We start from the raw sequence: 25001 nt of genomic DNA on the forward strand, positions 1-25001 counted from the left end.
GCCGGGTTACGCGCCCGTATCCGCGACTGCCTCCCGGGCTCCGGTGCTGGTGTTGGTGCTGGTCCCCGTGCCGACGTTCGTGCCGCCGTCCGTGCCGGGGCCGCTGCCGGTCCCCGCGTCAGTCCCGGTACTGGCGCTGCGGGCCGCCTCAATTCGCTGACCCAGGTTTTCCAGCCCTGCACGGATCATTGCACCGTAGCCGTCCGTGCCTAGTACGTCCGAGGCGGCGAGACCCAATACAAGGTGGCGGCGCGCTTTACCGGGCTCGCCGCGGCGAAGGTAGCCATCCCCGAGGTTCAGATGCAGTGAGGGCGCAAACCCGCGGGCGGAGGGGATGCCGAGCGGCACGAGGTCTTCATCCCGGACGCCCGCATGCTCGGCCAGGGCGGCCTCGTCCCAGGCGATTTCAGCTGCCAGATCAGGTTCCGTATCGGCCAGATAGTGCGCCAGAATGCATCGGTAGGCGTGTTCACCCGGAACCGTACCTTCCCAGCACTCCAGCAGATGTTCTCTGCCTTCGGTCCGGTTCCCGCCCAGAGCTGCTTCCACGGCGGCTGTGATTTCTGCCCACGATGTCATCGGGGAAGCCTAACCTGTTCGTGGCTGACTGTCTGCGACGAGAAGCCCACCTGCTCCGGCGTGGTCCTCAACCTGCTGCGACGAGAAGCCCCACCTGCTCCGGCGTGGTCCTAAACCTGCTGCGACGAGACGCCCCGGATTGCAGGGTCAGAACGGAGCGGGTTCGGGGCATGTCTGAACGGGTTCGCGGGGTTCCATTTTCAGGAAGGGGTCGGTCCGGTAAACGCGTCCCGTGGGCGAGGTCCACTCCATCACGCCGGGTGCTGGTTGACGGGCCATCCAGAATCCCAAGGTTTTGAACCGGTGGTGCCGGCGGCATAAATGGGCCAGATTTCCGTGCTCCGTGAGGCCGCCTTCTGCCCAGTCCGTCGTGTGGTCGATTTCCGATACTGCCGTGCTGACCCGGCAGCCCGGGAACCGGCAGGTCCCGTCCCGGGCCCTTAGCCATCGGGCCAATCCCGCAGGGACTTTCCGGCGCCTGCCGACTCCGAGGATCTCACCGGTATCCGGATCCTGTACCAAACCGGTCCAGCGGGTTGCGGTCCGGGCGAGTCTGCGGGCCGCTTCGGCTCTGATCGGACCGTACCCGTGCAGTTCGGCAGGATCCTCGTTGACACCGAAGAGTGTCTCGGCGTTGATGAGGACCATAATCTCTGCCCTGGGTAGGACCCCGCCGGGGCCGGCATCCTCAAATTTGCTGCCCGCTCCGGGCCGCGCTGTGGTTCCGGCGCCTGTAATGCCCCGTGCACTGGTCTCTGCACTGCTCCCTGCACCGTTGCGTGCATCGGACCGAATGGAACCAAGACCGCCCATGAGCAACTGGGCCAGGATGTCGGCACGCAGCTGGTCCGTGGTTCGGGGATCCCCGGCCACCCGTTCGCCCCGGGCCGCCGTGGATAGTGCCGTATAGATCTGCTGGGCGTCCGCGGCCGGCAGATGCGCGGACAGCCACGACATGCCGTCCCCGTCCCGGTCCAGAACGACCCGCCGCCTATCGAACGCGGTCAGGTGCCGTTCGTGAATGGTCTGGGGATATTTCCGCTCCCGTAGCCGGCGTGCCTGGGCAGAGAACTGAGCCCGGGTCGTGCCTTCGGCCCTGGTCAGCAGTTCAGACTCGAACCCGGGAAGATCCGAGGCGGGAACGTTCTCACACTGATCCAGCACCACCTGGGCGTGGGCATACGAGAAGCGTCCTTCTTCGAGCCCGGTCAGGGTTGCCGCATGGGTGCCGCAGAGCCTGCCTGCCTCGGACATCATGGCCTGCGCGGTGGTCTGCGGAACATTTAAGACGGCTGCGCATTCCGAGGCTGCCAGGCTGAACGCCAGTCCCGGTTCTTCCCGGCCCAGATCTTTGCAGACGCCGGTCCGGAAGAGTTCTTCCATGTGGTTGAGCAGGCGGGTTTCCTGAGCCTTTGCCCAGCGGATCAAATGGGTCAATCGGGCCAACGCGTCGCAGGTGGCCTGTTCATTAAGGGTGCCCGGATTCTTCAGCGCCAGAATCCCGCTGAACCCGTCCGGAAAATCTGTGCCGGCGCCTTTAGTGGCGGTGGCTGCTGTGGTCGGAGCCGGCTCGGTGGCGGAAGCGTCTGCGTGGTTGCTGGTGTCTGTGCCGGTGGCAGGTCCGCCGGCACGTCGGGCGTTGTCGCCAGCCGTACCATCGGCGCGGAAAACCGCGAGCGTGCAGACTGTACCGGACCCATTCTCAGGGCCAGCCTGGCCTTCGCCCGTCTGGTGTTTTGTCCCTGATTCTTTGGTTATCCGTTCGGCGCTCCCGAGCTTATCCATGCCTTATGAATTTCATCCGGCACTGACATTTCCGGCCTGAAAATCGGCCGAAAAGCGGTCCCTTCTCGACCCAAAAATACCTGTCTTTTGGGCCAATCTACCTAGTCTGAACCGGCCGTCATCCCATGTTCCTGTCGCTGCCCGACGCACCGGACGTACAGGAAAGAAAGTGCCGCAGCGTCATCCGCCGGCCGCTCTGCTGCGGTCCGCGTCGCCGTCGGCGGCCCTAGCCGCTCCGGGCTCCGCCTCACCTACTCTGCGCTCGGCCCCGCCGTCGTCCTCTCCTCGCTCCTCCTCGCCATCCCCGGCACCAGTCCCGCCACCGGCCCCACCGGCGTCCACTTCGTAAATGATCTCCAGCCCGTCCTCGTCATCCCACTGCTCGCCGTTGGCCACGAAGCCGTACTGTTCCACCAGCCTGCGGGACGCTTCATTGTCCGGGCTGATAGTGGCGCGTACGGTCCGGATGGAGGGTTCCTGCGCGGCCACAGCCAGCAGCGCCTCCAGAGCAGCTCGGGCATAACCCCGGCGCCGATACGCGGGATCCACGGAATATCCCACCTCCACCATCCCGGCGTCGTCGGGCGGCCCGTGAAATCCGGCCAGTCCCACGGCCCGCTGCAGTTCGGGATCGTAAACGGCCCGGGTGATCCAGACGGCATCGCCGGGGTGATCCTGGAGCTGGGCACTGCGCATCCGCCACAACGGCTGCCGGTCCCGGGAGAAATGCTCGGTCAGTTCAAGGGGTGCGTGCCGGTTGGCGCCATCCAGATCGCCCGCCGCCAGCGCGTCGATCACCCCGCGGGGAAGCTGGATCAGCTGGATGCTTTTGAGTGCAGCTGCCAATGCTGGCTCCTTTGCCGGTTCCGATGCTGCTTATCTGCATCCGGGGTTACGACCCTAACCTGATCCCCGCCAGACTTGAAGAAACCCCTCGGCAGCACGGGAAAGGGACGGGCAAATGGGCACGGATTCCGTATTGATCATCGGTTCCGGTCCGGCCGGCTACACCGCGGGTATCTACGCCGCACGTGCCGGGCTCAAACCGCGCATGCTGGCCGGGTCCGTCACGGCGGGCGGCGCCCTGATGAACACCACCGAAGTGGAAAACTTCCCGGGCTTCACGGACGGCATCCAAGGCCCCGACCTGATGGAGAACCTCCGGAGGCAGGCGGAAAAGTTCGGCGCCGCAGTGGAGTACGACGACGCCGTGGGCGTGGAACTTGCGGGGCACACCAAGAGGGTGGCCGGGGGAAGCGGGAAAAGCTACAAGGCCCGCAGCGTCATCCTCGCCACCGGATCGGTCTACAAGGAACTGGGCCTGCCGGAAGAGAAGCGCCTCAACGGCCGCGGCATCTCCTGGTGTGCCACCTGCGACGGGTTCTTCTTCCGCAACCAGGCCATTGTGGTGGTCGGCGGCGGAGACTCGGCCATGGAAGAGGCGCTGTTCCTGACCCGGTTCGGTGAGTCGGTGACCGTCGTCGTGCGCCGGGACACCCTGCGGGCCTCGCGCATCATGGCCCAACGGGCCCGGGACCACGCCAAGATCCGCTTTGAATTCAACTCGGAAGTCACCGCCATCCACGGCACGGACAAGGTCACCGGAGTCACGCTCACCGACACCGTCACCGGGGCAACCCGGGAGCTTCCGGCGCAGGGGATTTTCGTGGCCATCGGGCACGTTCCGCGGACTGAACTGTTTGCGGGCCAGGTGGAACTGGATGAGAACGGATACATCAAGGTGGCCTCGCCCACCACGCAGACCAACCTGGACGGGGTATTCGCCTGCGGAGACGCGGTGGACCACCGTTACCGCCAGGCGATCACCGCAGCCGGGACCGGCTGCTCGGCCGCGCTGGACACGGAGCGGTACCTGGCCGCCGTCGCCGACGCCGACAGCATTGCCACCGCCCTGGTGGAAGGATCACTGAACGGATAGGGCCGCGGGCTAGGCTCCGGTGAAGGTCAGCGCCAGCAGGGTGATGTTCAGTCCCACCAGCAGCACGGATACCAGTACCCCGAGCGCCGTAGTGGCCCAGTGGTTCCGATGCGCGCCCATCAGTCCCCGCTGGGCGGTGAGCCAGACCAGCGGAATCAGCGCAAACGGGATGCCGAAGGACAGGATCACCTGGCTCAGGATCAGCGCCCAGGTGGGATCGATGCCGACGGCGAGAATCGCCAGTGCCGGCAGCAGCGTGATCAGGCGCCGCAGCAGCATGGGGATGCGGATCTTGAGCAGTCCCTGCATGATCTCAGCACCGGCATAGGCTCCCACCGACGTCGAGGCCAGACCGGAAGCCAGCAGGCCGACGGCGAACAGTGTGGCCACCGCGCCGCCCAGGGACGCGCCGATCGCGGCATGCGCCCCCTCGAGGGAATCAGTGCCCTCAACCCCCTGCAGGGAACTGGCGGCCAGCAGCAGGATGGCCAGGTTGACCGATCCTGCCACCGCAAGGGCAATGGTGACGTCCCACTTGGTGGCCTTGATCAGCCGGGGAGTCGTCAGCGTTGCGGTGCGGTGCGGGAAGCGGTCCCGGGTGAGGGCCGAATGGGCGTAGATGGCGTGCGGCATCACCGTTGCCCCAAGAATCGAGGCGGCAAGCAGCACCGATTCACTGCCTTCAAAACGGGGCACCAGGCCCTCGACCAGCGAGGAGCCGTCCGGCGGACTGATGAAGACACCGGCGGTGAAACCGACGGCAATAACGGCCATCATCGTCACAATCACATACTCGAAGCCGCGGTGCCTGCCGGTGTTCTGCAACTGGAGCACCACCATGGAAATCGCTCCGGTGATGATCCCGCCCAGTAACAGGGGCAGGTCAAAGAGCAGCCAGAGGGCGACGGCGCCGCCAATTACTTCGGCGACGTCGGTGGCCATCGCCACGAGTTCGGCCTGCAGCCAGTACAGCCGCCGGGCCGGCTTGCGGCCGATGCGCTCGCCAAGCAGTTCGGGCAGGCTGCGTCCGCTGACCAGGCCCAGCTTGGCCGAAAGGTACTGGATCAGCCAGGCCATGATGTTGCCGACCACCACCACCCAGACCAGCAGGTACCCAAACTTGGCTCCGGCGGTCATGTTGCTCGCAACGTTTCCGGGGTCCAGATAGGCGACGCCGGCCACGAGGGCGGGTCCGAGGAGCCAGAGGATATTGCGTGGCCGGGTTGGAGGGTGCGGCCGGGTGCCGGTGCCGGTGCCGGTGGGAGTCATCTGCGCGCGAGCCATGACAGCAACTTAGCAGTTCGAGTTCGGCGTGCCTAACAATTTCTCGGGGTCTGCCTCATTCGTTCCGAACCTTTTCCCGATAGGTTTCGACGTCTTACCGTGGCACAGCGAGAAGCCGGAGGCCTATCCCGGCGGATTCTACGGTCATCCGACCCGCGGCGGTGGCATAGGGAGGTCACCGATGGGGCCCAGGTGCGTCAGCTGGGAACGGATTGCCTTGTCCACGTCGGAAGGCAGCGTGATGAAGCTTCCCGTCGCTTCCGATATTGAAATGAGTCCGGCGACCGTCCCCACGGAGAGTCGTGACTGGAAACTTACGTCTACATCCGTATCAATCAACCCGGCGCGCTGGGCCTCGTCAAACAAGCCCGCAGCGTATGCAGTCCACCCGCTGTAGGGATCTGGAAGACCCTCTGTTGTGCCCTCAAGTGCGTGCCGAAGCTTGAGTGCGGCCCGGGCCAAGGGGGTGTGAACCACATGGGACGCGACACTAACGGCGGCATGAAGGAGCTCGCCCATAGGTGACTCCGCTTGGCGCTCTGAACCCATAAACATGCCCGAAGGATAGGCCGCGTTCACAACGGAAGATCCGAGGAGTGTTTTCGTCGGAAAATGGTAACTAACGAGTGACTTGGAAATGCCACTCCGTGTGGCCACTCCCGCAAAACTTGCCTTCTCGAAACCCTGTTCATCGAATTCGGCAATCGCAGCATCCAGGATCCTGGAAGCCGTATTCGTCTCTCCCATGCCAGCCGCAACTGCCAGATCTGATGCATGTGGTTGCCTCCCCATGATGGGAGTATCCCACACCCAATGAAGTAGGTAATCAAAAAAACTTCACTGTTATTGATGTTTGGACGGGCGTCCAAGAAGTACCGTCGCCCGGGTACATGAACATTTCTGTCGACCGATGTCTAAGCACCATGAACAGGAACGGGGCATATCGTGAAAACCAAAATCACAACCATCTTCGCCAGCACCATGATCCTTTTGGCAGGCCTGGTGGGAGCCTCGCCCGCCAACGCGGCAGAAACGCCAGCTGGCTCAGGGAAACAAGCGGATTCGCAAGTCGCAGCATTGCCGTCGACTGCAGGATTGGGCGAGCCAACGGTTTCGGCCGAGGAAGATCCGGCCCAACACGCGGTCACTCCCTATGATGTGACCGGTCAGTATTACTACAGCTGCGTCAACACCGATGGAAGTAGTTATTTTCTGTCGCAGGGACAGCCGCTGTCTGATTGTCACGGAAGTTATCTGCAGAAATACATCAATGGCGCTATGGTCCAGACCGTAAGCCTGACGACTGCGGGTGCGATATCCGATCCCAACGCAATTTCAGTGGATTGCGCTATCGCTATCGTCGGAGGAGCGATCGCGATTATCACCATTGAAGGAACAGTGGTTTGGGTACTGAGCGCGGCGGTGGGCGGTATCAGTTTTGCGAGGGCATGCAGCGCCTAGGCCTCAGTCCGGCTCGCGGCAAAACAACCAGGGATATTGGAGTGGCGGAGGAATCTTCTTCTCCAAGGAATCAACCTGATGTCCCAGGAAGCCGCCGGCCCGGTTTCAGCAACAGTGAAGGCGTGCCCGGTCCGGGCACGCCTTCAATGGTTGGTAGGAGTGGGCTGGGATTTAGGCCTGCGGGGCGTAGGCCGGCTGGCCGTGGTTGCTGGCCTGGCCGAACGGGCCCTTGCTGGCCTGCGGGCCGAAGTACCGGGCGGAGCTGTAGGAAAGGTAGAAATACATGATGGTGCCGAAGAGGAACAGCAGGACCGCCATGACGGCTGTCTGGCCGAAGACCTTGGCAAGGTTGATGGACAGCAGCACCAGGGCCACGAGGTTGAGAACCGGCACCAGCATGGCTACGAGCCACCAGCCGGACATGCCGGCAATGCGGAAGAGCAGGATCTGGGCATAAACGGGGACAAAGGCCTCCCAGGACTTGCGCCCGGCCTTTTTGAACATGCCCATCATGGCCAGTCCGCCCAGGACTATGCCAATGACGCCGAAGACAAGCATGGAGCCAAATAGTGCCCCGGCCCCAACGGTGGTCTCCGTAGTGGTTGTACCGAATTCGGAGGCAGAAAGAACAGACGGAAGAATCGAGACTGGATTAATCATGCCGAGAACGATATTTGCTCCGGCGTAGAAGTCAAGACCCCGGAATAGTGTTTATTTCTTAGTTTCTGCACCGGTCAGTACAGGACGTTTCCACGGCAGGTATCCCGTGACCTCCAGCTGCAGTGAATAGCTCAGGAAAGTCCGGATGAGCACGATGACAGCCAGTATTCCCAGTGATTCGAACGTGGGGGTAATGGCCACGGTGCGAATGATGTCCGCTGCGACCAGCAGTTCCAGCCCCAGCAGGATGCTTCGGCCCAGCCGCTGTCGGTACTCCTCGTATACCTGCCTGCGGCGCTGCAGAACAGCCACCGCAGCTGCAACCGTGGAAACCAGGGCGCCAAGCACAATGGCCGCCACGCCTGCCAGGTCCATCACCTGCCCCACGGCCTCAATCGTCTGCTGGAAATCCACTCAGCCCGCCGCCTTATGTCCGTCTGTGTGTACCTCCATCAGCGCCCGCCTGGCGGCCGGGCGTCAAGGGTACGCACCCTGGCGGGCTCCACCGGCACAGGATCACGGCGCAGCCCGGCGGGTGCTCACGCGGCGGCCGGGACCGGACGGTAATAGAAACGGAAATCGTCGTAGGGATCACGCCAGGCGGATTCGTCCCGCGAAATCCGGCGCACCGCACCGGCAGGAGTCCACCGGTTGTGCGCGAGTCCGTCCTCGTCGATCCAGTGCAGGAGGACGTGCGTCCGTGTCCAGGCCACTGCCTTGGCATCAACGCTGCCGGCATCAGTGCTGCACCGAACATACGGTTCGCGCCGGTAATGGGCATGGGTTACGGGACCGGAGGGGGCGGTGCGGGCAACGGGTGCAGTGAGGACGGAACCGGAGGTCTCGGGGGAGCGCATGCCCCCACTCTGGCAACCGCCACTGACATTCCCGGGCGGAGGCCGTTTCGGCAGGTGCGGCTAGGAGGCCAGGTCCCGCCATTTGGCGGCGGCACGGTTGGTCAGGTCAGCTCCACGGGCTACGGCGCGGCGCGGCATCATCCGGATGACCGGTGCCAGTCCGTGTCCGGCCTCTTCACCCCGCTCAGTGTTTTCCGGAGCGTGCTCCACTGAAGCGCTCCGGGCCGTGGCCACGGGACGGTTCAGGACCAGATAGGCAATGCAGATAGGAAGGAAGAGCAGCGAGATGAGGGTCAGCGCACCCAGCCCGTAAAGGGCGAGGGCTGCATGGAACGGAGACCCGAAGAGTGAAGCGATAAAGTCTGCGGCGCTGATCAGCATCCATAGCCAGAAAACAGCGATCAGCACGAGCCCGCTGCGTGCCCGGCGGTAAAGCATGGTGGACCGCCTCCGCGCAGAAGGCATGGCCTGAGACTGACTGCCCATTCGGTTGTTCTCCCCAACTAATGTCCAAATGTGGACCTAATGCAGATAATAGCCGGTTTTTACCGAAATGGAGGATAGGATGTGCGCCCGTCCGCCGTGTTGCGGGCGGCTGCGGGTCAGCCTTCCGGTTGCGGATCCGGCCGCACCTGCCGCAGCCGCGGGCTGTTGGGATTGAGCAGGGAGTGGCGGTACCCGTAAAACCCGTATATGAGCATCCCGATGATCAGCCAGATGACAAACCGCAGCCAGGTTTCCCAATGCAGCTGAAGCATCAGGAAACCTGACGCAAGTACGCCGAAGGCGGGTACCCACGGCATCAGCGGCAGCCGGAATTCCCGCGGTGCGTCCGGCTGGCGGCGGCGCAGCACAATCACGGCCACGCAGACCACCACGAAGGCGGCGAGGATGCCGATGTTGGTCAGGTCGGCTACGGCCCGGATGGGGAAGAAACCGGCGAGCAGGGCCGAGGCGCCGCCGGCTATCCAGGTCACCCGCTGCGGGGTGCCGTGCTTGTCCGTCCCGGCGAACCACCCGGGGAGCAGCCCGTCACGGCTCATGGAGAACCAGACCCGCGTGACGCCCAGCAGGAAGGTGAGCATCACGGTGAGGATGGAGAGCACGGCAAATGCGGAAATCACCGTGGCAATGACCGGCAGGCCCACGGACTGGAAGGCGGACGCGAATCCAGCGGTGGGGCTGATATCGCGGTAATTCTGCATTCCGGTGAGCACCAGCGTGGCCAGCACATACAGCGCCATGGCCACGGCCAGGGACAGCAGGATGGCCTTGGGCATGTGCTTTTTGCCGTCCGTGGCTTCCTCGGCGGCGGTGCTCATGGCGTCATAGCCGAAGACGGCGAAGAACACGGTGGCCGCACCGGTGAAGACCGCCCCGAAACCGCTGGGCATAAACGGGGTGTAGTTATCCGTGTTGATGTAGAAAATGCCCAGCCCGACAATGAACAGGATCAGCAGCACCTTCAGTCCCACCGCCACCAGCTCGAAGCGGCCGAAGGTCTTGGTGCCGCGGCTGAGGATCCAGGTGATGAAAAGGCAGACGACGGCGGCGGGCAGGTTGATCACCCCGCCCGCCACGGTGTCGCCGGTGCCCTGGATCCACACCGGCATATCGATGCCAAACCCGGCAAGGAACTCGGTGAAATAGCCCGAGATGCCAATGGCCACCACGGCAACGATGGCGGTGTACTCCAGCAGCAGGTCCCAGCCGATGAACCAGCCGATGAGTTCACCCAAGGCTACGTAGCCGTAAGTGTAGGCCGAACCGGCACGGGGCACCATGCCCGCAAATTCGGCGTAGGACATGGCTGCTGCGGCACTGGCCAGACCGGCAACGAGGAAGGAAATCAGCACGGCCGGGCCCACCGGGGAGGCATCCGGCCCACCGTTGGCCACCAGCCCGGCAAGGGTGAAAATGCCGATGCCGATAATGCCGCCTACACCGATGGCCGTCAGCTGCCACAGCCCGAGGCTCTTGAAGAGTTTGTTGCCGGTTTTTTCCTCGTCGACGTCGTCAATCGGCTTCCGTCGGAGGAGGGAGCCTTTCCCGCCTGATGTGATGGCCATATCCGCTCCGATCCGTCTGCGGCGTTCGCCGCCGGGACTGGGCCCCGGTGAGAGCCGGGCACCCGCTACGGCAGAAGTATGGACCCGCAGCGTCCGGGTGGGTACCCCGCCGGGGCACTTTTCCGACGGGGCGCCGCCGAGGGGCGGAGACATTGCTCCCCTCCGGCTGGCAGTGCTGGTCCCCGGGCCGGACCCTTGCGGGGCATGGTCCCGCGCCACACAATTGAGGCAGTTGTTCCACCCCGCCGCCGGACACCGGCTGCGGTGACCCGTGGGAGACAGGGGAAATGCGTTGTCCATGGAACTATTGCCGACGCACAGTATGCGGATCAATGACTGGCTGGGTACGTACGCAATGAATCTGGGCCGCTATCAGGGCGCAGACGAGGGAATCCACGGAGCGGTCCTGGCCCGGCTGGGTGATGACGGCCTGAATTACCACCACATCCAGCACCGGGTGAAGGAAGCGGAATCCCTGGGCCGGAAACTGGACCGGCGGGCCGACGACGGCACGCCCCGGTACGTCAACGGGCTTGAGGACATCGATGACCTGATCGGTGTGCGGATCATCCTGTTCCTGGAATCTGACATCCCCGCCGCCATGGAAGCACTGGCGGGCGCCTTCGAGGAGCTGGACCACGTGGATAAGTCCGCCGAGCAGAAGGCCCGCGGCGACTTCGGCTACTCCGGCCAGCACCTTGTCCTCCGGGTGCCCCGGGACAACCCGCCCGCCGGCTGTGAAGACTTCTGCGGACAGCGTTTCGAAGTGCAGTTCCGCACCATCCTGCAGCATGCCTGGGCCGAGTTTGAGCACGAGATCCGGTACAAGGGCACCGGACCCGTCCCGCCGGAAGTCAACCGGGCCTTCACCCTCGCCTCCGGACTCATTGAACTGGCCGACAGGGAGTTCGATGCCATCAACCATGTGGTTGCGCTGCAGCGGCTGCGCGGCGAGGCACGGGTGGCCGGGGTGCAGAGCGGGGATGAGTTGAACGCGGCCGCGCTAAGAGAGGTGCTGGAACAGGAACTGCCCGAAAACCCGCGCAGCCGCGCCGAACACTATGACTGGCTGGTCCAGGTCCTCGAAGCCAACACCGTGTACTCCCTGTCGGAGGCCACGGCTCTGCTGCGCTCGGCGGACTGGACAGCCCTGGCTGCCCGGCTGCGCTACCGGTTCCCGCCCGGGCACGTGCGCGCTGCGGATGACTACCTGTTGGAGCAATGGGGCAGGGCCTACATCCAGCGCACCGCGCATCTGAGTGAGGACGGCACACGGCGCGGCAAACTCGAGTACCGCCTCCGCCGGTTATTGTCCTGATCCGCTCCCAACCCGCTGGAGGCAGGGAGCGGCGGGGGCTAGCTCCGGGCGCACAGGAGGGGCCGGGTTGCTAGCTCCCGGCGCGCAGGAGGGGCCGGTTTGCTAGCGCCCGGCGCGCAGGGCAGCGGCGGCGTCGGTGGCAGTGGTGCGGATCCGGTACAGGCTGGACGTGGCAGTCATGTACAGGGTCCGGCCGTCCGCGCCGCCGAAGCAGACGTTGCTGACCGTCTCCGGTACCGGGATGTGCTCCAGCAGTTCCCCGGCAGGGGAGAACACCCGCACGCCGTCGCCGCCGGAGGACCAGATGTTGCCGTCCGTATCCACTCGGAAACCGTCCGGCACGCCGGGCCCCACCCGCACAAATACCCGGCCGTTTTTCGCCTGCCGTCCTTCAACGACGTCGTAGGCGCGGATGGGGTTGCCATCGGTCTGCGCCGGACCGGCGGGGGAGACGGTCTCCTCGGCGGTGTCCGAGACGTACAGGACGGACTCATCCGGGGAGAACGCCAGACCGTTGGGGGCCATAAGGTCCGTGATGACGGCGGTGAGTTCCCCGCTGGCGGGATCGAAACGGAACACGTACCGGTCCCCGTATTCCAGCTCGCCGGGGTGGCCCTCGGCCGGGTTGTCGATGCCGTAGGAGGGATCCGAGAACCAGATGGTGCCGTCTGACTTCACGACGACGTCGTTGGGGGAGTTGAAACGCACCTCGCCGAAGCGGTCCACCAGGGTTTCCACGGTGCCGTTGCGGTCCCGTTCAATGGCGCGACGCCCGTGCGAGCACTGGACCACCGAGCCGTCCGCGTCCAGGGCGCGGCCGTTGGTGAACTCCACGTCCTGGCCGTAGACGCTGAGCTCGCCGGTGGTTTCGCTGAATTCCAGGATCCGGTTGGAACGGACATCGCTGTACCGCACGGCGTTGCGCTCCGGAACCCAGCAGGGCCCCTCGGCCCACACCGCCCCTGTACCCACCTGTTCCAGTGCGGCTCCGGCTTCCAGCAGCGTCGGGGATGCGTCCATGCTTTGTCTCCTGTTCGGGGCCCCAGCGGGCCCGGGTCAAGCGCGTACGGTCTGCGTCCTTTTATACGCGAGGTGCCGGCACGGCCCAAGCCGGGCGGCAGTCAGGGAAGGTCCCAAAAACCGCTGATCAGCACGTCGGCACGCCCGCGGCAGGCCCGGACCAGCTCGGCGTTGGGCTGGTCCACCTCCTGTACCCAGGCGGCGGCTGCCTGCGGGCTTTTGCCGAAGCGGACGTGCCGTTCCACCAGGCGCCGGACCCGCAGCTCCTCCTCCGGTTCGCAGTACCAGACCTCGGTGCAGCGGGCACGCACGTGCTGCCATTCGGGCCGGTCCAGCAGCAGGTAGTTGCCTTCGGTGAGGATGATCCGCGCCGCCGGGAAAACCGGGATATCCCCGGCCAGCGGCTGCTCCAGTGTTCGGTCGAACCCCGGGGCGTAGACGACGTCGGCGCGCCCGGCAGGCAGGAACCGGTCCAGCAGGGCGGCGTAGCCGTACGCATCGAAGGTTTCCGGGGCGCCTTTGCGCTCCCGCAGGCCCTGCCGGTCCAGCTCCCGGTCCGAAAGGTGGAAGCCGTCCATCGGTACATGGGCAAAGCGGTGGGATTCCACGGGCTGGTGTTCCGGGTTAAGGGAACGGACCAGCGCCTCAACCAGGGTGGTCTTGCCCGCGCCCGGCGCACCGGTGACGCCAATGATGCGGGTTTCATCCCCGGAGCCTGCCAACGCCGTAAGCCGGTCCTGCAGCCGCCGCAGTGTAGAGAAGGACATCACCACATTTTCCCCTGCCCGCACCTTTCGCCGCCTGGAAAGAACCAGTGTACGGTGCCGCGGAAACCGGGCACGGGGACGGGAAAATATCTTCCGGTTCTCCTATCGTGGTGGGCAAAGGCCGCGCACACGAGGAGGCAGATATGTCAGATTTCCGCGGACGCACACTCTTGAAGGCCGCGGGGCAGGGGGCAGTTGCGGGGCTGGCCGGTGTCGCAGCAATGACCGCCGGTGAAAAGCTGGAACAGGCCGTGACCCGGCGGCCCGATTCCTACGTTCCGGCCCGCACCCTGTTGAGCCTGCTGGGCCGGAAGCCCGACGCCGATGCCAGGCCGCCGGTGTGGAACCATGCCATGCACTGGGGAACGGGTGCGGCTCTCGGTGCCCTGCGCGGGGTGTGGTCCGTTACCGGGATCCGCGGCCCGGTGGCGAACACCACCTTCAGTGTTGTCCGCCTGGCCACGGACCAGACACTGGAAAACGCCACGGGTATCGGTGCTCCGCCTACATCCTGGCCACTCTCCGAGACCGTGGTGGATGTCTGGCACAAGACGGTCTATGCCTGGATCACCGGGATGGTGTCAGATGCCCTGATCCCGCCGGTTTTGGAATCCAGGCAGGGCACCACCAGCCACTGACCCGCCGTGCACACGGTCCCGTCCCGGCCTAAGCTGGGGATGTTGTCTACCCGAGGAGAGATACGTTGTCCCTGCTGACCCCCTTGATCACCAGCGCCGGCCTGATCGGCGGCTACAAGACCGCACGTGACACCGGCAACCGCCAGCTCGGTGGTGCCGTCCTCGCCGCCGCAGGTGCCGCCGCCTTTGCCCTGTGGAAGCGCGACGCCGGGACGGGCAAAGCTGCCGCCCTCACCGCCGGCTACGTCACGGCGTTCGGCCTGTCCCACCCGCTGGCCAAGAAAATGGGCGCCTGGCCGTCCGTTTACACCGTGACCGGTGCCGTAGCCCTGGCCTCGCTGATCTTCGGCCGCAAACGCTGACCGCCGGCGGCTGCCGGACCAGATTCCCGGCGCCTCCCTCGACGTCGTCCACGGGAGGTGCCGGCGGGAATCATCCGCAGACCGTCGTCGTTGTAAATAGTGCCGGAATGAAAGGTCCGGCGGTGATTGGTAACTCAATACGGGGATGATCGGTTTCGACGATGTTGGTTGTGCCAGGGGAAGCGGGCCGAGAACGCAGAGTTATCTCGTTAACGCTCTCTGCAAAAAAATAAGTGCCAAACCTATGCGCACTGACTTCGCTCTCGCTGCCTAAGCAGCCGGAGTAGTCCGTCAGCCCGGAGTCGCTCTCGCTCCGGATCCTGGCGTCGTTTAGAGGGCCACTGCTGAACACTTCCGCCGTCGGGGTGTTCGGGACTTTTTGACGGCTGGGCCCGGATCGGCCACCTGTATGCAGGATGGCCGGGGCCGAGAAAATCCGACGCATACTGCGCCCGGAGAAGCCCTGGCAAAACAACATCGGACGGGGGTTCGATTCCCCCCATCTCCACCGTGCTCAAGGCCTGCCCCACAGGGGCGGGCCTTTTGCGCGTCCGGAACCGTGCGCCGGCATTAAAGGACGTCCGGCGTCCGGAGCTAGTGTGGGATACAGAGGGCAATCGGCCCCCGTGCGCGAAGGGATGGACATGCAGGCATTAACAATCAGCCCCGGACAGAAGGACTCGCTGGAGCTGAGGGACCTGCCGGAACCGGATGCCGCGGAAGGCAGCGTGCTGGTGGAGATCCTGTCGGTGGGACTCTGCGCCACTGACAGGGAGGTTATTGCCGCTGAATTCGGCACCGCACCGGCCAACCGGGACTATCTGGTGATGGGCCACGAGAACCTCGGCCGGGTGCTGGAAGCGCCGGAAGGTTCCGGCCTCGCCGCCGGAGATTTGGTGGTGGGCATTGTCCGCCGGCCCTGTGCCGAGAACTGCCCGGCCTGCGCTGCGGGCGAATGGGACATGTGCCATACCGGCACCTATACCGAGCACGGCATCGAAGGCCTGGACGGTTTTGCCCGCGAACGCTGGCGCGGCGAGCCGGAGGAAATGGTGAAACTGGACCCGTCGCTGGACCGGGTGGGCGTGCTGCTGGAGCCCGCCACCATCCTGGCCAAGGCCTGGGAGCAGATTGACCGGATCGGCAGCCGGGCCTACTTCCGGCCGAAGGTAGCTGCCGTGACCGGCGCCGGGCCGGTAGGGCTGATGGCTGCCCTGTTCGGAGTGCAGCGGGGACTGGAAGTACACGTCTTCGACCTGGAGGAAGACGGCCCCAAAGCGGGCCTGGTCAAGGAACTTGGGGCAGTGTTCCACACCGACAGCCTCACGGATTCAGGGATCAGCGCCGACGTCATCATCGAATGCACCGGTGCGCCCTCCGTGATCCGGGAGGTTCTGCACCGCGGCGCGAAGAACTCCGTGACCTGCCTGACCGGTGTCTCCGAAACCGGTGCCGAGGAACCCCTGGACCTGGGGGCCCTGAACCTGGGACTCGTTATGGACAACCGGGTGGTGTTCGGAACCGTCAATGCCAACCGCAGGCACTACCTGTCGGCCGCGGACGTCCTGGCGCGGACCGACACCGGATGGCTGGAGAAGGTCATCTCCCGCCGCGTGCCGCTCGCCGGCTACGCCCAGGCTTTTGAAGAACGGGACGAGGACATCAAAGTGGTGCTGGACCTGCAGGACGCCTGACCGGTTCCGCGGACTATTCAGCCGCAGGAGGTTCGGTGATAGACAGGAAGAACCAAAGCGGCCGCCACTGCGGTTGCGCCAGCTCGCATTGGAGGCACGGATGGATAAGGACACGGATCTTCCACTGATTCCCGGCGGTTCGGAGGCTGACCGGGCGGAGCAGGGTACGCCCGCAGTTCCCGGTGCGGGAGACGCGGGACCGGCGGGTGAAATCCACCGGGACGGTTCCGAAGCGGACGGTATTGAACAGGAGATCCCGGCGATTCCGGGTGCCGGTGACGCAGGCCCGGACGGCCAGGTTTACCCCGAAGGATCCGAGGCGGACATCCTGGAGCAGAATACCGAGGTCCCGGGAAACGACGACGACTATCCGCAGGGCGACGACTAATACCGCGGCGCTCGCCTCGGCCCGGCCCCTGATGCGCCGTGCGGGCAGCGGACGGCTGTCCGCTCCACCGCTGCGGGGGCGCCGGTCAACGTAGAATGGGCGGCGGCATACAAGGCCCATCAACAGCAGGAGCGGCGTGAACTATTTCGACCCGGCGGCGGTGTTCGACGTCGTCGATCTGGCCGGAGTGCTGGCCAACGGCGTTCTGGGCGGAGCTGTTGCCCGGCAGCTGCGAATGGACCCGGTGGGATTCATTGTGCTGGCCCTGACGTCCGCCCTGGGCGGCGGTGTCCTGCGAGACACCCTGCTGCAGGAAGGGACGCCGGTGGCGCTGACCAACCCCGCCTACCTCATCACCGCCCTCGCCGGTGCCTTCATCGCCTATGCGATTGAACTCAAGGGCAAATGGGCCAACCGCTTCCTCATTGTGATCGACGCGTTCGCGCTTGGCTGCTGGGCCGCCACCGGCACCGCCAAGGCACTGGCCGTGGACCTGGATTGGCTGCCGGCCATCCTCATCGGCGTTGCCACGGCCGTGGGCGGCGGCATGATCCGCGACATTGTGGTGGGCCGGGTGCCTGCCATCTTCGGCGGCAACACGCTGTACGCCACGGGGGCCCTGGTCGCCGCCGTCGAAATGGCCGTCCTTTACAACATGGGCCTGCAGAACGTGGGCATGGGCGTGGCCATCACAACGGCGGCTGTGCTGTGCATCCTGGCCCGGCGGCGCGGCTGGCGGCTGCCCGGGCCGGGCGAGTTCAACGTCCGGCTGCCGCGGCGGTCGCGCCCCGCTGAGCGCCCGGGGGCCGGGTGGCCGCGGCCGAAACTGAAGCGGCCGCGCTGGCGCAGGAACGGGATCGGAGACGGCGAAGAATCGCCGGATGCGCCGCGGCACTCATAGGAAAAAAGCGTTCAAACGCTCAGACAACGGGATTTAATCCCCGGAATCCGTGCTTTTACAGACGCAATAAGCGCGGGTAGCGTGGCGGCCATGACTGCTTACAAGAGCGTAAATCCCGCCACTGGAGAGACCCTTCAGGAATTCCCCACAGCTACCGACGGCGAAATCCGCCGGGCCGTCGATTCAGCGCATGCCGCTTTTCTTCAATGGCGTGCCGAGCCGGTGGAGAACCGCAGCAAGGTCCTTTCACGCGTGGCCGAACTCTACCGGGAGCGTTCGGACGAGCTCGCCGCGCTGATTGCCCTGGAAATGGGCAAGCCCCTGCGGGAGGCCAAGGGTGAAGTAGCGCTCTCCGCCAACATCTACGAGTACTACGCCACCGAAGGCCCCGGCTTTATGGCGGACGAACAGCTGGATCCTCGGCGTGGCGGCAGCGCGGTGGTGCGCACCCTGCCCGTGGGCGCCCTGCTGGGGATCATGCCGTGGAACTATCCCTACTATCAGGTGGCACGTTTCGCGGCTCCCAACCTGATGCTGGGCAACACCGTGCTGCTCAAGCATGCCAACAACTGCCCCCAGTCCGCGTTGGCCATGGAACAGATTTTCGCCGACGCCGGTGTTCCCTCCGGTGCGTACATCAACCTCTTCGCCACCAACGAGCAGGCCGCGGACATCATTGCCGACCCCCTGGTCCAAGGTGTCTCCCTGACCGGAAGTGAACGTGCAGGCGCCGCCGTTGCCGAAGTGGCCGGACGCAACCTGAAGAAGTACGTCCTGGAACTCGGCGGCAGCGACCCGTTCATTGTCCTGGACACCGAGGACCTGGACGCGACGGTCAAGGCAGCGGTTGCCGGACGGATGGGCAATACCGGGCAGGCCTGCAATGCGGCCAAGCGGTTCATTGTGGTGGCGGACCTCTACGAGGAGTTTGTGGAGAAGTTCACCGCCCGGATGGCGGCCATGGAGCCGGGCGACCCGCTGCAGCCCGAGACCCGGTTCGGCCCGCTCTCCTCGCAGTCCGCCGCAGACGGGCTGCTGGAACAGATTCGCGACGCCGTGGACCGGGGCGCCACCCTGCGCACCGGCGGCGGCAGGATCGACCGGCCCGGCGCCTATGTCCAGCCGACCGTCCTGACCGACGTTACGGAGGACATGCGGGCCTTCTCGGAGGAACTGTTCGGCCCGGCGGCCGTGGTCTACAAGGTTGCCGACGCGGACGAAGCCGTGGAGCTGGCCAACAACTCACCCTTCGGGCTGGGCGGCGCCGTGTTCAGCGCCGATGAAAACAAGGCGCTTGAGGTTGCCGACCGGCTGGAAACCGGCATGGTCTGGATTAACGGGACCTCCGGAACCCAGGAGGATCTGCCCTTCGGCGGCGTCAAGCGTTCGGGTGTGGGCCGGGAACTGGCCCGGTACGGGATGGCCGAATTCGTGAACCGGAAGCTGATCCGCATTCCGGCGAAGCGCTGAGCCCTGCGCTCAGGCCGCGCGGCTGCTTTCCGGTTCCGGCCGGGGAGCATCCGCGTGCTCGCTGGGACCGTTGAACACCACGTACCGGTAGGCAAAGTAACGGAAGATATTGCCCAGGGCGATACCCACCACGTTGCCGGAAATGTTGTCCGCGAACTGGCTGCGGAAGCCCAGCAGGTAGTGGGAGACGTAGAGGCAACCTGCGGAGATCAGCAGTCCCACGAGATTGGTCAGGGCAAAAAGAAGTGTTTCACTTCGAATGCTGCGGGTGCGGAGTTTCCTGAAGGTGATGTACCGGCTGCCCAGCCATGACACGGTGGTGGCGGCCAGCACCGAAATGACCTTTGCCAGGATAGGACTGTCCTGGATCAAGGTGGCCGACAGGATGTTGAACAGTCCTACGTCCACCACGAACGCGACGGCGCCCACCACCGAAAATGAGCCCAATCGGTGAGCAATCCTGCGCACCTTCGTGGTTCGTGCCATTACCGCAATCCGTTCAACCGCGCCCGCTGTGGGGAACTGCTCCTGCCCGAGCCGGTGCATTTCCACTGGCGGGTCTTCTACCTTCGGATGATTGCACACCGTGCATCGGGCCGCAAAATCACGGCCATGGCAAGCTGGATCAGGGCAGTGTGACCGTAAATACAGTGCCCTTGCCGGATTCGCTCTCCAAAGCGATGGTGCCGCCGTGCTCCTCCACAATGCGCTTGGAAATCACCAGGCCCAGACCAACTCCGGGAATCTGCGCCCTGCGTGCGGTGCCCGAGCGGAAGAACTTGGTGAAGACTTCGGCCTGCTCGGCCCCGGTCATTCCGATTCCGGAGTCGGCAACCCGCAGCACCGTGGTCCCGGCGTCCGTGCGCCAGGCGCTGACCGTTACCTGTCCGCCGTCGGGGGAGTACTTGACCGCGTTGGAGAGCAGGTTGTCCAGGACCTGTGCCATGCGCTTGGGATCCAGCATGGCAGGCAGGGCCTCGGGCAGCTCGGTGACAATCTCGACGCCGTTCATTTCCGCACGCGGGCCGGCGGATGTGATGCCGGCGCGGATCAGCTCGCTGAGGTCGGTGACCTCCAGTTCCATGCTTGCGGAGCCGGCTGCGGCGGAAAGCAGGTCCGAGACCAGGTGCAGGAGTTTCTCGGAGTTCCGCTGTGCCACTTTCAAGGAGGACGCGACATAGGAGGGGATGGCATCTTCCTCATCCAGCGCCAGTTCCAGGTACCCCATGATGGAGGTCAGCGGGGTGCGCAGTTCGTGGGACACATTCGCCACGAAGTCGTCCTTGGCGGCCACGGCGTTCACCAGGCCAGTGACGTCGCTGTAGGCGATCACCGAACCTTGGAAGGCGTCGTCGTCGCCGTGCATGGAACGAGCCGACACGCTGAGCGCCTTCTGCTCCTCACCCTCGCCGTACCAGACCAGGTGGTCCGAGAAGGAATGCCCCTGCGCTGCCCGATGCACGGGGCGCTCGGAAGGGGGAACCGGAGTAGTGCGGTCGGGTCCGAAAATGAGCAGCTCACCCTCGGAGGGACGCCGGGTGAAGCTCGGCGCGGCCAGGCGCTCGTGCAACTGCTGGCGCGGATTGGTGAGCAGGCGCCGTCCTTCCTCGTCAATCACCACCACACCCACCCGCACGGTGTTGAGGATGGATTCGAGCATCAGTTCCTTGCGCAGGCTCTCCAGCAGGGAGGCCTGCAGCACCACGTCTTTCTCCTGCAGCACCACGGTCTGTGCGGTCAGGGTGGCTTCGGCCTCAGCGCGCGCTGCTTCGGCCTCTTCAGCGGTGCGCAGCGCGGAAATCAGGTCACGCTCATACAGCCGCCGCTCATGCGCATAGAACGCCACCAGCTGGTCCAGGGCGGGCCGGTCGGCGGTGGCGGGGGTCCGGGTGGCGGAGAGCAGAACGGGGATACGGCGGCCTTCGGGTCCCAGGAGGTCGACGGCGAGCTCGGCGAAGGACGCTTTCATTCCCAGCTGCGGCATGGCGTGGGTGGTGTAGACAATGCGGTCGCCCACCGGCAGCAGCTTAAGCAGGCTGGTGCCGCGCAGTTCCTCCAGGGACTTGCCGATCCAGGACAGCACCATGGTGTTGGCGGAGACCACGGTTCCGTCCGTCAGGGTGAGGAGGTGTCCGGCCGGGGCATTGTTGAACAGCGCCTCGTAATCGAGCGGGAAATGCTGCTCCACGGTTACGTCGACTGCTGCAGATACTGCGAGATGATGTCCGCCGTCTCTTCGGGCGCGCTGACATGCGGGAGATGGCCGGTAGCTTTCATCCGCACCAGGGTGCTGTTGGCGATGCGTTCGTTCAGAAAGACGCCCACGTGGTCCGGGGCGAGCAGGTCAGCCGAGGCCTGCATGATCAGCGTGGGGAGGGAAACATCCTTCAGCAGGTGGCGGACATCGGAGAGGAAGGCCACCCGTGCGAACTGGCGGGCAATGCTCGGGTTGACCCGGCAGAAGCTGTCCTCCAGGCGGCTGCCGAGGGCGGGGGTGCCGGGGTTTCCCATAATGACCGGTGCCATGGTGGCTGCCCAGACCAGGTAGTTGGTGTCCAGGGAGACCAGCAGCTCGTCGAGGTCGGCCCGGGTGAAACCACCCGTATATCCGTCCTCCGGGTAATCCATGTAGCTGGCGGACGGCGCCACGAGGATAATCCGCGCCAGGCGTTCGGGCTTCCGCGCCGCGGCGGCGACGGCCATCATGGCGCTGACGCTGTGGCCGATGAAGGTGACGTCCTCGAGGTTCAGGTCCTCACATAGTTCCAGGACGTCCGAAACGTACCCGTCCAGGGTGGAGTACTTTTCCGATTCATAGGCATCAAGGTCCGAACCGCCGGCGCCTACGTGGTCAAAAACCACCACTTTGTACTCATCCGTGAAGCGGGGGAGCACATGCTGCCACATTCCCTGATCGCAACCGAACCCGTGCGCGAAAAGCAGTACCGGGCCGTCCTCGCGTCCGAGCACTCGAACGTTGTTTCGGGTCCGAATGTCAGTCTTCATGTGTCCCAGCGCCTGCTTTTCTTTTTGATGCAATGCCCGCCCGGGGCCCAGAGCGGATTCAACTGCACACTTTACAGGTTCCGCACGGCTTTAAATGCCAACCAAGTAATGCCCGAATAGGCTTTTTCGTGGCGTTCCACAGGCGCGGATTCACTTGCGGCGAAAGCCGGCATTCTTAGCCTGCGCGGGGAATTGCGCAGCCCGCTGCCTAGCGGACGGAGAACCGGAGTTCGGCGGCCCCGCCGTCGAACTGGGTGGTGGCAATCAGCTGCATGGGCGGTATGGGCCCGGCTACCGGCAGAAGCCGCCGTCCGCTGCCAAGGGCAACGGGCATGTATGTCACCCACAGTTCGTCCAGCAATCCGGCGTCAGCGCACTGCGCGGCCACGTTGCCGCCTCCCACCACCCAGATGTTGCGCTCCCCGGCGGCTTCCGTGGCTTCCGCGAGCACCCGCCCCACGTCACCGGCGGCAAACCGTACATTGCCCCGCGGCGGCGGGGATTCCTTCCTGGTGGTGAGGACCCAGCACGGCTGGTTGTATTCCCAGGTATCCGGTGCCTCCCGGCGGAGCCAGCGGTAGGTTTCCCCGCCCATAATCACTGCGCCGACGCCGGCCGCAAACCGGTCATAGTGCGCCTGGAAGGCCTCGAAACCGAACTGCAGCAGCCAATCGAGATTGTTGTCTTCGGTCGCAATGAAGCCATCCATGGACGAGGCGACGTAGTAGATGACCTTTGGCATGCGGCCAGAGTACGCGCAGTCCCGGGCGAGGGGCAGGGGCGGGAACCGGTGGACGGTCCCGGAACGGGATGAGGGCGCCGAACATCGGGGCCGGGTGCAGCGGGGATGCCACGGAGGGGATAGGTTGAAAGGAGAGCACCATAAGCAGCCTGACTATTTGCGTATCCGGGCCTGAAAAGCTCCGGCCGGACGGAACACGGAAGGACGAAACATGAGTGAACGGCTTGTCGCGGACCTGATTGTCGATCGCCTGAAAGCCTGGGATGTGCAGCGCGTCTTCGGATACAGCGGTGACGGCATCAATACCGTGCTCGGTGCCATGCGCCGCAGCGGTGATCCCGAGTTCATCCAGGTCCGGCATGAGGAAAACGCCGCTTTTATGGCCGTAGGCCACGCCAAATACACCGGAGGGGTGGGTGTGGTGATGTCCACCCAGGGCCCGGGTGCCATCCACCTGCTCAACGGGCTGTATGACGCCCGGCTGGACGGAGTGCCCGTGGTGGCCATTGTGGGCCAGCAGTCACGCAGCGTCCTGGGGTCCTCCTATATGCAGGAGGTGGATCTGATGAACCTGACGAGGGACGTGGCCTCGGCCTTCCGGCAGCAGATCAATTCTCCCGAACAGGTTCCGCTGGTGCTGGACCGGGCCTTCAAGAAGGCGCTCGCCACCGGCACTCCCGCGGTGGTGATCATTCCGCATGATGTGCAGCAGGCCCCCGCCCCCGAACTGGAGCAGGAACACGGCATCCTGAACACCACTCCGGTCTTCCGTCCCGCCCGCACCCAGCCCGGACAGGCGGATGTGCAGGCCGCGGCAGACCTGATCAACGCCGGGGAGAAGGTGGCCCTGCTGGTGGGGCAGGGCGCCCGGCATGCCCGCGCCCAGGTCCATGCCCTGGCGGAGAAGATCGGTGCCGGCATTACCACCAGCCTGCTCGGCAAGCCCTATGTCGATGAAACGGCGCCCCTGGCCGCCGGAACCATGGGGCATCTGGGCACGGCGTCGGCCGGTTACGTCCTGGACAACTGCGACACCCTGCTGATCATCGGCTCCAATGACCCGTGGACCGAGTTCTACCCGAAGCCGGGAACCGCCCGCGGGGTACAGATTGACCGGGATGCCTCGGCCATCGGCAACCGCTACCCGGTGGAGGTGGGTATTACCGGAGATGTCGGCCCGGCGTTGGAGGCCCTGATCCCGCTGCTGGATGCCAAACCGGATGCGCCGTGGCGCGGCAAGGTGGAGGAAAGCGTCCGCCGCTGGCATGAGCTGGCCCGCGTCCGCGCGATGACCGAAGCGGATCCGGTGAACCCCGAGCGCGTGGTCTGGGAGCTGAACCGGCGGCTGCCGGACAACGCGCAGGTAGCGGTCGACGTCGGCAGTTCGGTGTACTGGTACGCGCGGCAGCTGCAGCTGCCCGAAGGAGTGCCTGCCCACCTGTCCAGCACCCTGGCGTCCATGGGCTGCTCCGTGCCGTACGGCCTGGCCGCCAAACTCGCTGCCCCTGACCGTCCGGTGGTGGCACTCTCCGGCGACGGCGCCATGCAGATGGCGGGCGTGACCGAGCTGATTACCCTCAGCCGGCTCTGGCAGCAGTGGGAGGACCCGCGGTTTGTCCTCTGTGTGCTGAACAACCGCGAACTGGCGGAGGTGACCTGGGAGCAGCGGGAGATGGAGGGGGATCCGCGGTTCGAAGACAGCCAGTCGCTGCCGGACTTCAAATACGCCGAATATGCCAAGCTGCTGGGACTGGAAAGCATCCGGGTGGAGGATCCGGAGCTGCTGGGGGAGGCCTGGGATGTGGCGCTCGCCGCCGGGCGGCCGTTCCTGATCGAAGTGGTCACTGATCCTGCCGTGCCGCTGCTGCCGCCTTTCCCCGCCGGGGCCGCCCAGGCCGAAACCATGAAGGACGGCCTGGCGCAGGAGGGTGCCGCGGGTGAGCATTCGCGGCGGCTGCTGGACACTTACCTGGCCCAGGAAGAGGGCCTGTACGACGATCTCTGAGCCGGGGTAAACGGAACGGGCGCACCCGCGCGGGTGCGCCCGTTCCTCCTTTCAGC

At 65.1% G+C, this 25001-nt stretch carries 26 protein-coding genes and 1 other RNA gene; 11 read left to right on the forward strand and 16 right to left on the reverse strand.

Going from position 1 to position 25001, the window contains the following annotated elements:
• Positions 1–6: 6 nt before the first annotated feature.
• From AC5RTS_RS12885 to AC5RTS_RS12895, 3 genes are all read right to left on the reverse strand, one after another.
• Positions 7–579 (reverse strand): hypothetical protein, encoded by a 573-nt coding sequence (locus AC5RTS_RS12885; protein WP_493992414.1) that lies wholly within the window; start codon positions 577–579, stop codon positions 7–9.
• A 147-nt stretch (positions 580–726) separates the two neighbouring features.
• A complete protein-coding gene (locus tag AC5RTS_RS12890) occupies positions 727–2016 on the reverse strand; it encodes an HNH endonuclease signature motif containing protein (RefSeq protein ID WP_493992415.1) in 1290 nt (429 codons plus the stop codon).
• Between the two features lie 528 nt (positions 2017–2544).
• Positions 2545–3210 (reverse strand): GNAT family N-acetyltransferase, encoded by a 666-nt coding sequence (locus tag AC5RTS_RS12895; RefSeq protein WP_493992416.1) that lies wholly within the window; start codon positions 3208–3210, stop codon positions 2545–2547.
• 115 nt (positions 3211–3325) lie between these two features.
• Here AC5RTS_RS12895 and trxB point away from each other — a divergent pair, with 115 nt between their 5' ends.
• A complete protein-coding gene (trxB, locus tag AC5RTS_RS12900; protein WP_493992417.1) occupies positions 3326–4303 on the forward strand; it encodes a thioredoxin-disulfide reductase in 978 nt (325 codons plus the stop codon).
• Positions 4304–4312: 9 nt separating this feature from the next.
• On the opposite strand, the gene AC5RTS_RS12905 is transcribed toward trxB, so the two are convergent.
• Together AC5RTS_RS12905 and AC5RTS_RS12910 are read right to left on the reverse strand one after the other, a co-directional pair.
• A complete protein-coding gene (locus tag AC5RTS_RS12905; RefSeq protein WP_493992562.1) occupies positions 4313–5572 on the reverse strand; it encodes an Nramp family divalent metal transporter in 1260 nt (419 codons plus the stop codon).
• Between the two features lie 159 nt (positions 5573–5731).
• Positions 5732–6379, reverse strand: coding sequence for a TetR family transcriptional regulator (locus AC5RTS_RS12910; RefSeq protein ID WP_493992418.1), 648 nt, complete (start codon positions 6377–6379; stop codon positions 5732–5734).
• A gap of 153 nt (positions 6380–6532) precedes the next feature.
• Between AC5RTS_RS12910 and AC5RTS_RS12915 the strand changes: the two genes are divergently transcribed.
• Positions 6533–7048, forward strand: coding sequence for a hypothetical protein (locus AC5RTS_RS12915; RefSeq protein WP_493992419.1), 516 nt, complete (start codon positions 6533–6535; stop codon positions 7046–7048).
• A 171-nt stretch (positions 7049–7219) separates the two neighbouring features.
• Here the strand turns inward: AC5RTS_RS12915 and AC5RTS_RS12920 are convergent, their stop codons facing one another.
• The 5 genes from AC5RTS_RS12920 to AC5RTS_RS12940 all read right to left on the reverse strand — a co-directional run bounded on the left by AC5RTS_RS12920 (position 7220) and on the right by AC5RTS_RS12940 (position 10634).
• On the reverse strand, positions 7220–7708 hold the full coding sequence (locus tag AC5RTS_RS12920) for a DUF5684 domain-containing protein (protein WP_493992420.1): 489 nt from the start codon (positions 7706–7708) through the stop codon (positions 7220–7222).
• Positions 7709–7759: 51 nt separating this feature from the next.
• Positions 7760–8122 carry a DUF1622 domain-containing protein gene (locus AC5RTS_RS12925; RefSeq protein ID WP_493992421.1) on the reverse strand — a complete coding sequence of 121 codons (363 nt, stop codon included), beginning with the start codon at positions 8120–8122 and terminating at the stop codon, positions 7760–7762.
• 125 nt (positions 8123–8247) lie between these two features.
• Positions 8248–8565, reverse strand: coding sequence for a hypothetical protein (locus AC5RTS_RS12930; protein ID WP_493992422.1), 318 nt, complete (start codon positions 8563–8565; stop codon positions 8248–8250).
• 60 nt (positions 8566–8625) lie between these two features.
• Complete coding sequence (locus AC5RTS_RS12935) at positions 8626–9030, reverse strand: hypothetical protein (RefSeq protein WP_493992423.1); 405 nt, start codon at positions 9028–9030, stop codon at positions 8626–8628.
• Positions 9031–9167: 137 nt separating this feature from the next.
• The gene (locus tag AC5RTS_RS12940) at positions 9168–10634 is read right to left on the reverse strand and encodes an amino acid permease (protein WP_493992424.1); all 1467 of its coding nucleotides are present in this window, start codon (positions 10632–10634) and stop codon (positions 9168–9170) included.
• Between the two features lie 298 nt (positions 10635–10932).
• Between AC5RTS_RS12940 and AC5RTS_RS12945 the strand changes: the two genes are divergently transcribed.
• Positions 10933–11952 (forward strand): GTP pyrophosphokinase, encoded by a 1020-nt coding sequence (locus AC5RTS_RS12945; protein WP_493992425.1) that lies wholly within the window; start codon positions 10933–10935, stop codon positions 11950–11952.
• A gap of 102 nt (positions 11953–12054) precedes the next feature.
• Here the strand turns inward: AC5RTS_RS12945 and AC5RTS_RS12950 are convergent, their stop codons facing one another.
• Together AC5RTS_RS12950 and AC5RTS_RS12955 are read right to left on the reverse strand one after the other, a co-directional pair.
• Positions 12055–12972 (reverse strand): SMP-30/gluconolactonase/LRE family protein, encoded by a 918-nt coding sequence (locus AC5RTS_RS12950; RefSeq protein ID WP_493992426.1) that lies wholly within the window; start codon positions 12970–12972, stop codon positions 12055–12057.
• Positions 12973–13073: 101 nt separating this feature from the next.
• Positions 13074–13739, reverse strand: coding sequence for a nucleoside/nucleotide kinase family protein (locus AC5RTS_RS12955; protein ID WP_493992427.1), 666 nt, complete (start codon positions 13737–13739; stop codon positions 13074–13076).
• 143 nt (positions 13740–13882) lie between these two features.
• Here AC5RTS_RS12955 and AC5RTS_RS12960 point away from each other — a divergent pair, with 143 nt between their 5' ends.
• The 7 genes from AC5RTS_RS12960 to AC5RTS_RS12990 all read left to right on the forward strand — a co-directional run bounded on the left by AC5RTS_RS12960 (position 13883) and on the right by AC5RTS_RS12990 (position 19192).
• Positions 13883–14377 carry a hypothetical protein gene (locus tag AC5RTS_RS12960; RefSeq protein WP_493992428.1) on the forward strand — a complete coding sequence of 165 codons (495 nt, stop codon included), beginning with the start codon at positions 13883–13885 and terminating at the stop codon, positions 14375–14377.
• 65 nt (positions 14378–14442) lie between these two features.
• Positions 14443–14739: a hypothetical protein gene (locus AC5RTS_RS12965; protein WP_493992429.1), complete on the forward strand. Its 297-nt coding sequence runs from the start codon at positions 14443–14445 to the stop codon at positions 14737–14739.
• 141 nt (positions 14740–14880) lie between these two features.
• Positions 14881–15250: a transfer-messenger RNA gene (ssrA, locus tag AC5RTS_RS12970) on the forward strand.
• A 133-nt stretch (positions 15251–15383) separates the two neighbouring features.
• The gene (locus tag AC5RTS_RS12975) at positions 15384–16433 is read left to right on the forward strand and encodes a glucose 1-dehydrogenase (protein WP_493992430.1); all 1050 of its coding nucleotides are present in this window, start codon (positions 15384–15386) and stop codon (positions 16431–16433) included.
• Positions 16434–16533: 100 nt separating this feature from the next.
• Positions 16534–16821 carry an Rv3202a family protein gene (locus tag AC5RTS_RS12980; protein ID WP_493992431.1) on the forward strand — a complete coding sequence of 96 codons (288 nt, stop codon included), beginning with the start codon at positions 16534–16536 and terminating at the stop codon, positions 16819–16821.
• A 136-nt stretch (positions 16822–16957) separates the two neighbouring features.
• The gene (locus tag AC5RTS_RS12985) at positions 16958–17722 is read left to right on the forward strand and encodes a trimeric intracellular cation channel family protein (protein ID WP_493992432.1); all 765 of its coding nucleotides are present in this window, start codon (positions 16958–16960) and stop codon (positions 17720–17722) included.
• Positions 17723–17812: 90 nt separating this feature from the next.
• Positions 17813–19192 (forward strand): NAD-dependent succinate-semialdehyde dehydrogenase, encoded by a 1380-nt coding sequence (locus tag AC5RTS_RS12990; protein WP_493992433.1) that lies wholly within the window; start codon positions 17813–17815, stop codon positions 19190–19192.
• Positions 19193–19201: 9 nt separating this feature from the next.
• Here AC5RTS_RS12990 and AC5RTS_RS12995 read toward each other — a convergent pair whose 3' ends face one another.
• The 4 genes from AC5RTS_RS12995 to AC5RTS_RS13010 all read right to left on the reverse strand — a co-directional run bounded on the left by AC5RTS_RS12995 (position 19202) and on the right by AC5RTS_RS13010 (position 22940).
• Positions 19202–19678 carry a GtrA family protein gene (locus AC5RTS_RS12995; protein ID WP_493992434.1) on the reverse strand — a complete coding sequence of 159 codons (477 nt, stop codon included), beginning with the start codon at positions 19676–19678 and terminating at the stop codon, positions 19202–19204.
• Positions 19679–19817: 139 nt separating this feature from the next.
• Positions 19818–21380: an ATP-binding protein gene (locus tag AC5RTS_RS13000; RefSeq protein ID WP_493992435.1), complete on the reverse strand. Its 1563-nt coding sequence runs from the start codon at positions 21378–21380 to the stop codon at positions 19818–19820.
• Between the two features lie 2 nt (positions 21381–21382).
• On the reverse strand, positions 21383–22198 hold the full coding sequence (locus AC5RTS_RS13005; protein ID WP_493992436.1) for an alpha/beta fold hydrolase: 816 nt from the start codon (positions 22196–22198) through the stop codon (positions 21383–21385).
• A gap of 208 nt (positions 22199–22406) precedes the next feature.
• Positions 22407–22940 carry a dihydrofolate reductase family protein gene (locus AC5RTS_RS13010; protein WP_493992437.1) on the reverse strand — a complete coding sequence of 178 codons (534 nt, stop codon included), beginning with the start codon at positions 22938–22940 and terminating at the stop codon, positions 22407–22409.
• Positions 22941–23151: 211 nt separating this feature from the next.
• On the opposite strand from AC5RTS_RS13010, the gene AC5RTS_RS13015 reads away from it, so the two are divergent.
• Positions 23152–24945: a thiamine pyrophosphate-requiring protein gene (locus AC5RTS_RS13015; RefSeq protein WP_493992438.1), complete on the forward strand. Its 1794-nt coding sequence runs from the start codon at positions 23152–23154 to the stop codon at positions 24943–24945.
• Positions 24946–25001: the final 56 nt, after the last annotated feature.

The sequence above is a fragment of the Arthrobacter sp. MDT1-49-2 genome, from assembly GCF_059090185.1.